The organism is Spiroplasma ixodetis (genome assembly GCF_059729505.1).
This window is the reverse complement of sequence record NZ_AP038353.1, coordinates 526427-539576: the sequence shown is the minus strand read 5'-3', so window position 1 is coordinate 539576 and position 13150 is coordinate 526427. Positions and strand designations below refer to the sequence as shown.

At 24.3% G+C, this 13150-nt stretch carries 11 protein-coding genes and 1 pseudogene; 4 read left to right on the top strand and 8 right to left on the bottom strand.

What is annotated here, in order from left to right; all coding sequences use genetic code 4:
• The first annotated feature begins 84 nt into the window (after positions 1-84).
• The 4 genes from ptsP to AC6I4F_RS03590 all read left to right on the top strand — a co-directional run bounded on the left by ptsP (position 85) and on the right by AC6I4F_RS03590 (position 4066).
• On the top strand, positions 85-1809 hold the full coding sequence (gene ptsP, locus AC6I4F_RS03605; RefSeq protein WP_497874654.1) for a phosphoenolpyruvate--protein phosphotransferase: 1725 nt from the start codon (positions 85-87) through the stop codon (positions 1807-1809).
• An 84-nt stretch (positions 1810-1893) separates the two neighbouring features.
• Positions 1894-2403, top strand: coding sequence for a PTS sugar transporter subunit IIA (locus tag AC6I4F_RS03600; protein WP_497874419.1), 510 nt, complete (start codon positions 1894-1896; stop codon positions 2401-2403).
• A 108-nt stretch (positions 2404-2511) separates the two neighbouring features.
• On the top strand, positions 2512-3474 hold the full coding sequence (locus AC6I4F_RS03595) for an alpha/beta hydrolase (protein WP_497874418.1): 963 nt from the start codon (positions 2512-2514) through the stop codon (positions 3472-3474).
• A 346-nt stretch (positions 3475-3820) separates the two neighbouring features.
• The gene (locus AC6I4F_RS03590) at positions 3821-4066 is read left to right on the top strand and encodes a hypothetical protein (RefSeq protein ID WP_497874417.1); all 246 of its coding nucleotides are present in this window, start codon (positions 3821-3823) and stop codon (positions 4064-4066) included.
• Between the two features lie 131 nt (positions 4067-4197).
• On the opposite strand, the gene AC6I4F_RS03585 is transcribed toward AC6I4F_RS03590, so the two are convergent.
• From AC6I4F_RS03585 to AC6I4F_RS03550, 8 genes and pseudogenes are all read right to left on the bottom strand, one after another.
• On the bottom strand, positions 4198-5505 hold the full coding sequence (locus AC6I4F_RS03585) for a hypothetical protein (protein WP_497874416.1): 1308 nt from the start codon (positions 5503-5505) through the stop codon (positions 4198-4200).
• 150 nt (positions 5506-5655) lie between these two features.
• The gene (locus AC6I4F_RS03580; RefSeq protein ID WP_497874415.1) at positions 5656-5991 is read right to left on the bottom strand and encodes a hypothetical protein; all 336 of its coding nucleotides are present in this window, start codon (positions 5989-5991) and stop codon (positions 5656-5658) included.
• An 84-nt stretch (positions 5992-6075) separates the two neighbouring features.
• Positions 6076-7911 carry an ABC transporter ATP-binding protein gene (locus tag AC6I4F_RS03575; RefSeq protein WP_497874414.1) on the bottom strand — a complete coding sequence of 612 codons (1836 nt, stop codon included), beginning with the start codon at positions 7909-7911 and terminating at the stop codon, positions 6076-6078.
• Positions 7912-7949: 38 nt separating this feature from the next.
• Positions 7950-8503, bottom strand: a pseudogene (locus AC6I4F_RS03570) (hypothetical protein).
• A complete protein-coding gene (locus tag AC6I4F_RS03565) occupies positions 8496-9341 on the bottom strand; it encodes a DNA-methyltransferase (protein WP_497874413.1) in 846 nt (281 codons plus the stop codon). Before AC6I4F_RS03565 ends, AC6I4F_RS03570 begins: the two are co-directional and overlap by 8 nt.
• A 131-nt stretch (positions 9342-9472) precedes the next feature.
• The gene (locus AC6I4F_RS03560; RefSeq protein ID WP_497874412.1) at positions 9473-10570 is read right to left on the bottom strand and encodes a nicotinate-nucleotide adenylyltransferase; all 1098 of its coding nucleotides are present in this window, start codon (positions 10568-10570) and stop codon (positions 9473-9475) included.
• Positions 10570-11469 (bottom strand): deoxyribonuclease IV, encoded by a 900-nt coding sequence (locus tag AC6I4F_RS03555; protein WP_497874411.1) that lies wholly within the window; start codon positions 11467-11469, stop codon positions 10570-10572. The genes AC6I4F_RS03560 and AC6I4F_RS03555 overlap by 1 nt, the downstream gene beginning before the upstream one ends.
• A 19-nt stretch (positions 11470-11488) precedes the next feature.
• Positions 11489-12847: a DEAD/DEAH box helicase gene (locus AC6I4F_RS03550; RefSeq protein ID WP_497874410.1), complete on the bottom strand. Its 1359-nt coding sequence runs from the start codon at positions 12845-12847 to the stop codon at positions 11489-11491.
• Positions 12848-13150 lie beyond the last annotated feature (303 nt).

Sequence of the window (13150 nt, the reverse complement as noted above, 5' to 3'; positions counted from 1 at the left end):
TAAATATTGTATACAATATTTCATTTTTTTTATTATAATTTAGTAGACTATTAATAAACATATTTTATAAGGAGTGAACTATATATAATGTTAAAAATGAAAGGTATTGGTGCTAGTAATGGCATTGCTCTAGCCAAAGCATTAATCTTAAAAAATGAAACTATCAAAACTAATCCTAAAAAAATTAATGAAAAAGAAATAGAAGGAGAAATTAAAAAGTTACATGATGCCTTAAAAATAGCAGGTGATGAAATTAAACAACTAATCCAAAATACAACAAAAACTTTGGGTGAAGAAAAAGCCGCTGTTTTTGAAGCTCATTTTTTAGTAACAACTGATCCAGTATTAATTGAAGATAGTGAAAAGTTAATTAAAGAAGAAAAATATAATGCTGCTAATGCTTTAGAAAGCACTGCTAATAAAGCAATTGCAACATTGCAAGCAATGGATGATGATTATTTTCGTGAACGTGCTGCTGATGTTATTGATGTTCGTGATCGAATTTTACGTAAAATTTTAAATATTAAAACTATTGATTTAAGTGCAATTAAAGAAGAAACAATTATTGTTAGTCATGATCTAACACCTTCAGAAACAAGTCAATTAAATCCTAAGTTTGTTAAAGGATTTTTATGTGATATTGGTGGTAGAACTTCTCATGCAGCAATTATGGCTCGTAGTCTTGGTATTCCAGCAGTTCTTGGATTAAAAAATGTTACTACAAAAGTAAAAAATAATCAATTTTGTGTATTAGATGGTAATACTGGTGAAATTGGAATTGATTTAAATAGTAGTGAAAAAAATAAATGAGTTGCTAAACAAAACGCATGAATTGAAGAACAAAAAGAATTATTAGTATTTAAAGGTAAATTAACTAAAACCAGTGATAATCATGAAGTAAAGTTAGAAGCAAATATTGGTTCACCTAAAGATATGATTAAAGCAATTGAATATGATGCACAAGGAGTAGGACTTTTTAGAAGTGAATTTCTTTATATGGAAAGTAGTGATTTTCCAAGTGAAGATATTCAATTTGAAGAATATAAAAAAGTATTGTCTGCTACTAAACATAAAGTTGTTATTAGAACTTTAGATATTGGTGGTGATAAAGAATTATCATATTTAGATTTACCAAAAGAAATGAATCCTTTCCTTGGTTATCGTGCCATTCGTTTGTGTTTAGATCGTAAAGATATTTTTAAAACTCAGTTACGTGCTTTAATTCGTGCTTCAACTTTTGGTAAATTAGCTATTATGTTTCCAATGATTGCTACTGTTGAAGAATTTAAAGCAGCTAAATCAGTATATGAAACTTGCAAAAAAGAATTAATTAAAGAAAAAGTTAAAATTAGTGATGATATTCAAGTTGGAATGATGATTGAAATTCCAGCAGCAGCAGTTAATGCAGAAATATTTGCTAAATATGCGGATTTCTTTTCAATTGGAACTAATGATTTAATTCAATATAGTTTAGCCGCTGATCGTATGTCAGAAAAAGTGTCTTATTTATATCAACCATATCATCCATCAATTTTACGTTTGATTAAGATGACAATTGATGGTGGACATAAATATAATCGTCCTGTTGCCATGTGTGGTGAAATGGCTGGTGATAAAATTGCTGTTCCACTACTAGTTGGTCTAGGGCTAGATGAATTTTCAATGTCTGCATCTAGTGTTTTAGAAACTAGAAAAATTATTAGTACTTTAAATAAAAAGGATACAGAAATATTAGCATCAAAAGCATTACAATGTGAAACTAATGAAGAAGTTAAATCAATAGTAGAAAAATTTTTATCAAAAAAATAAAAATATTATTTATTTTTAAAGTTACATTATTTAATGTTAAAATTATAAACATCTAATTTACATAATTTTGAGGAGAATCGACATATGTTTTTCAAGAAAAAAAAACAATTACCTTTATTAATTTATGCACCAGTTACTGGTAAAGTTATTAACCTTAGTAAAGTTGAAGATCCAGTATTTGCTCAGGAAATGTTAGGGACTGGTTTTGCTATTATTCCTGAATATAAAGGTAAAGATGGAGTTGAATTTGTATCACCATTTGATGGAAAATTAGCAACAGTATTTAATACAGGACATGCTTATGGTATTAAAGATGTAAATACAGGTATTGAATGTTTAGTTCATATTGGTATTGATACTGTTGAATTAGCTGGTAAGGGCTTTGATATTAAAGTTGAACAAGGTAAACCAATTAAAAAATCAGAAGTAATGGTAGTTGCTAATTTACAAGAAGTTAAGAATAAAGGTAAAAAAGTAACAACACCAATTGTTTTCACTAATGAAACAATGGAAGGTTATGTTGTAAAGCAAGTAGTAAAAGATAATGAACAAGTAACGGTTGGTCAATTAATTGCTGAAGTAACTAAGAAATAAATATTTTTATTAAAACAAAACCTTAAATGGTTTTGTTTTAATAAAAATAAAATTAATTTGATAAAATATTAGTAAGTATTTATATATTATTGGAGGGTATCATTTATTATGGATAATTTTTGGCAACATTATTGATGAGCAATACTTATCGTAGTTTTAGCTATGTTAATAATACTTTATATTTTATATAGAATTTATCAAATTTTCCATATTGATTATCACTGAGAACTGAATCGTCATTTTCCACAATGAAGTAACGAGGGAATCATTACTAGGGATAACTATTTTTTACATACTGAATTTAAATTTGTTGATAATAGTAAATATATTATTATTGGTATTCATGGTATGAGTGCCTCTTTAACAGACTTTAAAACAGCTGCTAATTTTTTTACTAAACATGGTATTTCATTTTTAAGTTTTGATCAACGAGGTTGAGGAGAAAATGAAAAATGAAAATATCATACTTTAGGAACAACTATTAATGATATTAAAGATATTATAACGGTTTTGAATGAACGTTATCCTAATAAAAAAATTTTATTAATGGGTGAATCATTAGGTTCTACATTAACAGCATTAGCAATTAAAAGATTACCAAAAATGATTGATGGTGCAATTTTAACTAATTTTGTTACTAAGAAACAAATATTTAAAATAAAACCTTCATTAGTTTGTCATGCAATTTGAGGATTTCTATTTTATAAACATCATCCATTACCTATTACTTTTGATATGAAAACAATTTCTATTAACTCTAATTATATTAAAAAAGGGAAAATTAGAGCAATGACTAATATGAAATTTACATTATTATTTTCCTTACAAGCACAAAAATTAAGTAAACAAGTACCGAAAAATCTTAATAGTGCTAAATGTCCGGTTTTGATTGTTCAATATGCAAAAGATATATTTGCTGATTTTGATAAAATTGCAAAAAATAATAAACATTGAAGACAGGGGATAACTTATAGTTTTTATGAAGAAGGTAATCATGCAATTTTAAATGAACCCAATATTAATATTATTTTAGAAGATATTTTAACTTGAATAGAAAAAGAACATATATAATGATTATTTATGATATTAGATCAAAAAAATAATTAGAAAATTTAAAAATAGTAAATAATAGTTGATTGCGTAATTTTTATTTTATAGTTATAATAGTATTTATAATTTAATAATTGCTCATACCTAGTATAGCTAAATTACTATACTAGGTTTTATTAAATTAAAATTATATGTGAAAAGGAAGATAAAAATTATGAATATTATTGCAGATCAAAAATAATTAATGAATTAAATTGAAGGTTTATTAGAATAAATTGAAAATAAAATTGAAGTAGAAAGAAGAATTTATGAAACTCAAAAAGAAATATTAGGTGATATTTCAGATTCTGTAGGGACTCCTGCCTATATGAAAACATCTGAACTAGTACAATATATTAAACAACAATTAAATGAGGAAAAGTTAAAAACAAATCCTAATATTAAACAATTAATTTCAATTGCGTCAGAACTTAATGAAGTAAAAGAAAAAATAGATGTCATAGGTCAAGAGTATAATTGACGTAATGCTAGAAAATATCAAACATCTAATAATCCTGAATTTTTAAAAAGAATTGAAAACCTTAAAGTTGAGTGTTTAGAAATTCACGAATAATATTTAATTAATAATTCTAATCAAATGGTAGAAAACCAATCATCAGCATCTAATCAAAGTAGTGTAAGACAACATTCATTGTAAAAATGATGCCTTAATTAAGGCATCATTTTTTTATATATTAAATTTAATTATTTTTTAAATTGAAAACTAATATTATCTAAATCAATTGCTAAACTACAACCAGCAATTAAATTTGGTGATGAAGTAACACGTGCATTTCATTGATAATAAATATTATTATCATCATGGTATACATAAAGATCAATAATTGGAAGTTGAATAATAAGATCAGAAATTGCTACAAGTTTATAAGGATTTTGTAGTTCATATTTAATATTTTTATTAGTAGTAATATTATTAGTATCACCAGTAAGATTATTATTTTCTTTATATATACCCATATTATTAATTGATAGTTTAGAATTATTAAAATTAAATTTAGGATAAAGTTGTGAAAATTGTTCTCAATTTTTTGCATATTTAGTTCAATTTAAAATGATTTGTTGATCACTATTTTTTGATCAATCATTTTTATTAATATTGCTAAAGTCTTCTTTATAATGATAGTTAATACTTTGTTTTATATTTTGGACATTTCATTTTGTATAGTAAATCGCTACTAAGTTATTATCATTATCAAAAATAAAGTTTAATGAATAATCTTTTATATTTAGGAAAAGGGGTGAATTTTTAATAAAGTTAAAGATGTTATTATTTTCAACAATTAAGTTAATAATATTATTTGTTAATTGGTTACTAATTAGTTTGTTTAAACTGCTTTTATTAATGAATTGTTGACTAATATTATAAGCTATTGCTAAAGAAATTTTATTATTAATAGCAGCATCAGCAATGTAATATAATCCTAAGTTCTCACTAAGGTTGTTATTATTTTCGATTTTAGAAGCACCAGCAATGTTAGAAATATCAATATTTTGTTCAAGACCACCAAATTGTAAATATGTTCAATTATTGTCACCAATCAAATTATTTTGTTGATATTCACTAAAATTGTAAGCATCAGAATAATTAGGATTGCTTTTAAGTGATGTTACTTTCTTCTTGGTAATCATTTCTTGTTTTGTATTTTCAATATCTGATTTATCTTTATTAGGAATAGTAACTTTGGTATTATAAACTAGGTTACCTGTTGTATCTACTAAGAAGACGTTTCTAGCATTGGTAAAAGTGTAACTTTTTAATGCTGAAGTATCATAACTATAAAATTTATGATCGGTTGTTGATTGGTTAGTAATTCAGTCACTATTATTTAAATATTGATATTGATTATTAAATAATGATGTTTGATTAGTAGTAGCGTTTGCTTTTTGTAAATCATTTTTGCTAGTATTAAAGTGATTCACACTAGTTAAAATAGTGGTAATTGTTGCTAGTGAAAAAATACCAACTGTTAAAATATTTATTGTTTTTCTCATATTTTATACCTTTAAAGTTAATATATAATTTTAATAAAGATATAAAGTTTATATCATCATTAAAATTATAACGATATTAAACTATCGTTATTTATATTATAGTACTTTTATGGAAATTATACAATTATGAGTTAAATATTTATTTTACTTTTATTTTTTAGTTAAATTTTTACTTTTATATATGTTTAAAATTTCAAAAGAAAAATAAACAAGTTCATACACATCATATAAATAATTTACTAAAGTTTTAATATTAGTGATAATACTACATTTAGATTTTTCTAATATAATTAAATCATTACTAATACTTGTAATATTAACTCTAGAATTTCGTAATTTTTGTATTTGGTTTTTATCATAAAATCACTTTTTTTCTTTAGAAGCCTCATTTAATAAAACTGAACCAAAAAATTTATATATTCATATATAACTTTCTAATTTAACTATTGCGTTAAGTTTATCTTCATAGGAATTATTATTTTTCATATTATTATATTTCTTACTAAATTTGAAAATATTAATTTTATTTTTTAATTTAAATATGGGAATATTAATGATTCATTAAAAATTTTACCCCATAATTCCAGCTTCATATAAATGTTTAAAGTGACCTTCTTTAACTTTTAATTCATCAAAAGTACCAACTTGAACTAAACCTTTTTCTTTTTCTAAAACTAAAATCTTATCAACAGTTTTAATTGTTGATAAACGATGGGCAATAATAATACTAGTACGACCAATCATTAATTTATTAAATTGTGCTTGTATTTCCTTTTCGACAATATTATCTAAAGCACTAGTAGCTTCATCTAAAATTAATAGTTCTGGATTTTTTAAAAAGATACGAGCGATAGCTACTCTTTGTTTTTGACCACCAGATAAGTTAATCCCGCGTTCACCTAAAATTGTATTATAACCATTAGGTAATTGTTCAATGTAATCATGTAAGTTAGCTTTACTTACAGCAATTTTGATTTCTTCTAAAGTTGCTCCTTGCTTAGTATAACTAATGTTTTCGGCAAATGTGCCAAATAAAATTTGTGGATCTTGTTCAATATAGCCAATATGATGTAAGTATTGTGCTAAGTCAATATCACGTAAATCAGTATTATTATTAATTAAAATCTTTCCTTCAGAAGGGTCATAGTAACGTAGTAATAACTTAGAAATAGTAGTTTTTCCGACACCAGTTGCACCAACAATAGCATAACTTTTACCTTTTTCAAAAGTGAAAGAGAAGTTATTTAAAATTCAGTCTTCTTTTTCATCGTAGCGGAAATTAACATTTTCAAAAATAATATCACTAGTAATTTGTTTTACTGGTAAGGATTTTTCTTTATTAACTATTTTTGGTTTAATATTAAGAATTTCATTAACTCTTAAAATTGAAGTTGATGTTTTAGCTCAATTACCTAAGAATTGAATACTTTGAATAACTGGAAAAATTAAAGTGTTGACTGCTAATAAAAAAGCAATTAGTGTTGGAATACTAATTATGTGTTTACTTACAAACATGAAACCAGCAACTAAACCAACAATGTTAATTCCTGTTAGTAATGTAATTAGTAATGCTCTAGTAAAACTTTCAAAAGTAATAGTTTTTTTTGCTGCTTGGTAATATTTAAGATGTTCATTAGAAAATCTTTTATTTTCACTTTTTTCTGTAGCATTACTTTTAATTAAAGTAATAGTATTTAGTCGATCAGTAATATCAGCATTAACTTCAGTATAAACTTTTCTTCATTTATAGTTTAAATAACGAATAATTTGAACATTTAATACTGATATTATTAAAATTGATAAAACAATACCTAAAACAATTAATGATAATTGTCAATTTAAAGAAAAAATAACGTAAATTGAACCAAAAAAGGTCACAATTGAACTAAGCATAGTTAAAGGAATAGATTGCATGTTTTCACCAATAACACTAGTATCACTAATTAGTTTTGTTAAAGTGTCACCAATTTTGCGGTCTTCATAATATGACATATCTAAATCTAGTAAATGTTTTAAAACTTTATTTCGATATTCAATTTCAACTTTAACACCAATGATGCTTCCTGTTAAATTACGAAAGTACATAAATAATCCTGATGCAATTTGTAAACTAATTAAAATATAAGCTAAAGTAGTAATTTTTTCTCATTGAAAACCATCGGGGGTAGCTAAAAAATTATTAGTAATTTTAGGAATAATTACTGAAATTATTGAAGAAGCAATAGTGGTTAGTATTGCAATTAGATAAAGTAGCGGATATTTTTTAAAGTATTTAATAACTGCGCTTAAGAAACCACTTTTTTTTATTTTTAATTCGTTATAATCGGTCATGCTTTTTTTTATTTTTGCTGTTGTTTTTTCTTTTTTCGGCGAAGCAGTAATTTTTGTTTTATTTTTTTTGGACATAATATTTGATCTCCTTATTAATAATTTATTTTTATTTGTTATAGTGGTAATCCCAATTCTTTTAATGGAATATAATTAAAAAAAAACGACAATTACTATCTATTATATAATTTAAAGTATCTTTATATTCTGGTTTTTTAAATCAATCACTTAATAAATATCAGTATTCAATTTTGTAATTTAATATTGATAAATTTTTTTGTCATTGTTTTCTTTTAAAATCACAAGTTTGTAGTTTTTCATCAACACTTCCAGCAACATTTTGTGTTTTAATTTCAATAATGAAAAAAGTATTATTCTTATATACAAAAATACTGTCATATGGTAGTAATTTTTTTGATAAAAAGTAATTTCAGTTTAAATTGTGGTGTTTTTCTAAATAAACATAGATTGCATGTTTTTTGAAAATATTAGCAACATGTTCTCCCATATAAAACAATTCAAATGCATCATTTCGTTTTAAATTGTGAATTTCAATCATATTTTTAATTTCATAATTTTCCTGTTTTTTAAAAAATGAATATAACTATTTTTCTCCTTCAAAAGCGAGACCAGTTTTTGTATTTGCACCACCGATTCCATTTTTAACCATTATTATCATCTAATCTTTTTTTTGCTAGATAAAAATATTCAATATTATTTTCAATTCCTATGAAATTTCTATTGTGCATTTTACATGCAAGACCAGTTGTGCCACTACCCATAAACGGATCTAAGACAATATCATTTTCATTAGTACAAGCAATTATAATTCTTTTTAAAAGATCTAATGGTTTTTGTGAAGGATGTTTACCATAAATTTTTTCAAATGGTTTAGGGGTAGTTATTGCTCAAACACTTCGCATTTGCTTATCTTCATTCTTAAAATTATCTTCTTCTCGTTTAGAATATTTAATATCTTTGTAATTAAAAAAATGTTTAGAATTGATATCTTTTTTTGATCATATTAATGTTTCATGACTAGCAGTAAAATTTCTACAACCAATATTAGGTTTACAATTAGTTTTGTATCAAGCTATATCATTAAGAATGTGAAAATTTAGTTCTTGTAAAATAAAACCACAAATATAAATAGAATGATAAGTTCCGGTAGTTATTAAAGTTCCATTTGGTTTTAAAATTCTTTCGCATTCTTTAATTCATTTTTGATGAAATTTATAATTTTCAAGAAAACCTTTACTTTTATCTCATTCACTTTTATTAACAGATGTTCTTTTGCCGGCGTTAACACTATAACCATCATTTGATAAAAAATAAGGTGGATCGATAAAAATAAAATCAACTAATTCATTTTTCATTTTTTTCATTTCAACAAAACTATCTCCAAAAATAAGATTTATTTTTTTAACTTGATTTGAATTTGAATTATCTATTTTAAGTTTAACTGTTTTTCCATTTTTGGTTTCTAATTCTTTACTCACTAAACTCATTATTAGTACTCCTTAGTTACAATTATTTGTTTATATTATTACAATACTATTTAGTTTATTAAACTTCTTTTTTCTTTAATATTATATATTAAATAATTAATAAATAAGTATTTTACTATAGATACTATTTGTTAATTTTTATTACTTCACTCTTCATATATTGTTAAAAAATTATTATTTAATGGTTTTTTTTGTTCTAGTAAATGTTTTTTTAAAATTTCTAGATAGTATTTAAAAGCAACAGTTAAATCTTGAAAGGCAAGTTTTCTTAATTCTTCAACATAATAATGGTTACGTTCAATTGATATTTTATCTGCTAATAATACTATTAATTCTAAAGGTTTCATTTCGGTTGCACCAGTAGTGTGTTTAGCAATTGCATGAAGAACTAAATCATCATGGTACTGATAATGATTTTTTAAATACAATGCTGCTACATAACCATGTCAAACTGGAAATGGTTCTTGTAAAATTTCTTTATTATATTTTGTTAAATATTTAGTCATTTTATTTTTACTTCATTGTTTGCAAAGGTCATGATAAGTTCCAGCAATTAGCGCTCTATTAGCATCTTCATTATAATGGATTGCTAATTTAACAGCTATTTTACCAACATTAATACAATGTTCAGTTCTATTGTTATCCAAATTTGCTTTTAAACGCTCATAACTATATATTAAATTATTGTTAATATAATCATTAATTTTAATATCAATTTGATTAATAATTTCATCATTTCTAATTTTGGCAGAGCTAATATCACTACTTGGTCGAACTACTAAATTTTGACACTTGTATTTTGACATTAGTTCTAATGTTTTACGATAATGAGGGCGATTAACAACAATAATTTTAACTAAATTAATTAACTGTTCAATTCCTTGTCATTTATTTAAGGTATATAAATTATCAGAACCGATAATAAAAAATAATTTGTGATTTGGATAGTTTTCAATAAAGTAGTTAATAGTATTAATAGTATAACTAGGTTGTTTACTTGTTAGTTCATAATCATTTAATTTTATTCAAGAATAGTTTTTAATAACTAAATTAATCATATCAACTCTTTGTTGAACGCTGGCACTGACACTATCTTTTAACGGATTTTGTTTTGTTGGTAAAATTCAAACTTCATCAAGTGAAAATTTATGATAGGCTGTATTTGCAATGTTCAAATGTTGATTATGAAATGGATCAAAAGTTCCACCGAAAATACCAATTCTTTTCATTATTTGCTAGTTCCTAATGATTCTAAAATTTCTTTATTATATTTTTTTGTTCTTATCATTTTAATTTCATGTAAATAAGGTGGATGACCGTTAATTCATGGCGTTTCTAAAATTTTTATTTTAGTAAGCAACAATGGATGGTAAATAATGTTAATTAAAGTTTGAAAACCAAGGTAACCCATTCCTAAGTTAGCATGACGATCTTTATGAGCATTGATTGGGTTTTTAGAATCATTAACATGAATAACTAATAATTTATCTAATCCAATAAGTTGATCAAATTGTTGTATTACTTTTTCTAAATTATTATTAAGATCATAACCAGCATCAGATAAATGGCAAGTATCTAAACAAACCCCAATTAGTTCGGGTCTTTTTACATTATTAATAATATATTGAAGTTGTTCAAAAGTAGTTCCTACTTCACTACCTTTTCCTGACATTGTTTCCAAAGCAATTTTTACAGTTTGTTTTTCTAAACATGCTGCATTTAGTCCTTTAACAATTTGATCTAAAGCAGTTTGTGGTAAAGCACCAACAGCGCTACCTGGATGTAAAACCAAAGTTTTAATGCCAATATCTTGACAGCGAATTATTTCTTGTTGTAAGAAATCTACTGCTAATTGGTAAGTACTTTTGTTAATACTATTAGCCAGATTAATAATGTAAGGAGCATGAACAATAAGATTATTAATATCAATATTTTTTTCAATTAGTTTTTCTGTAAATTCTTTAATAAATAATACTTTGGTTGGTTTACGGATTGTATTTTGTGGAGCACCTGTATAAAACATAAACGTATTGGCATTATAACTTAGAGCTTCTTCAAGAGCACCTAATAAATATTTTGGTGCTTTCATTGAAACATGAGTTCCAATAATTAATTTGTTATTTTCCATCTTGCTTCCTCTTTCATTATTAATTTTTATCAAAAAGTTTTTTTCTTCTTGCAATTGCTTGTGTTTTTTTAATTTTCTTAATTGATGCTTTAATGTGTTGTTTTCTTGTTTCTTTTTTTATTGCTTCTAAATCTTTATTAAATTTTTTCTTATAACCAGGAGTTACATTTTTATTTTTTTTAAAGCGATTAATAACATATTGCTCTTCTTTATTTCTTTCTATTTTTCGTTTATGAGCAACGATGTTGTAATTAGTAATTTCTGGTAGTAACTTATTATCTTTAATTTTATAGTATTCTATTGGAACATTTAAATTTTTTAACTTATGAATAGTAGAATTATCACTCTTATCATAAAATACATAAGAAATACCTGAATAGTTAGCTCGTCCTGTTCGCCCTGCTCGATGAAAATAATATTCTAGATTATTTGTCGGTAATTGTAAAGAGATAACATGAGATACCCCTTCAATATCAATACCACGTGCTGCAATATCTGAACAAACAACATATTGATATTCAAAATTTTTAATACGTTTAAAAGTTTGAGAACGTTCTCGTGCTGGTAATCCACCATGTAAGATTGCTATTTTTTTATTTTCTTTAATTAAGATGTTTGCAATTTCTTCAATATTTTCTTTGTTATTAACAAAAATTAAACATAAATAAGGATCAAACGTTGTTAATAATGACTGTAGTTGTTTTTTACTATCTTGATGATGACGATTAATAAAAATATGTTTAATTTTTTGAGATTTATTATCAATACTAATTGTAGTAGCGTTAGTAATATATTTTTTTAATCAAGTAACTAGTTGGGGTAATATTGTTGCTGAAAAAGTCATAATTTGAGTATTTTTATTCATTTTAGTAATTAAAAAATCTAAATCTTCCATGAATCCCATATCAAATAACATATCACATTCATCAATAACTAAAGTGTTAGTAGTAGTAATTGCTAACATATTAAGTTCATATAAACGTTTTAATCTAGTTGGAGTGCCAATTACAATTTGTGGTTGATTATTACTTAAATTATTACTTTGACGAATAATATCTTTGCCACCCACTAAAGAAGCAATGCTAATATTTTGAACTTTGATTAAAGCTTTTAAAAAATTGAACGTTTGTTGAGCAAGTTCACGAGTAGGTGTAATAATAACTGCTTGTGTTACTTTTAAAGTAACATTACAATTATTTAAAATTGGAATTAAATAAGTATGAGTTTTACCACTACCAGTAGAGCTTTTAATAATTAAGTTTTTATTAGTTAATGCTAAAGGAATAATTTCGGTTTGGACTGGTGTTGGATTAATTAGTTTTTCTTTTTTTAAATTTTCAATTAGTCATGGTTGTAAATTAAATTGTTGAAATGACATACGTTTACCTTTTTCTTTAATGCAATATTAATATTTTATCTTATTTTTACTAAGTTCTTTAAAAAAAGATAAAAAACTTTATTAAAAGTAATAATAATTACTATTTTAATGTTTAAGATTATTAATTTTCAAAAAATAAAAAACACATCAGTAATTTATACAACTAATTGTTTATCTAAATTTCTACTCTAATAAAAGTAAAATGTCAATAGAATATTTTTAATCATGTAAAATTAATTTAGAAAAAATTTAAGGGCTTAGAAAAGGGGTTTGTAATTTATGTCAGAAGAAGATGAAGAAGAA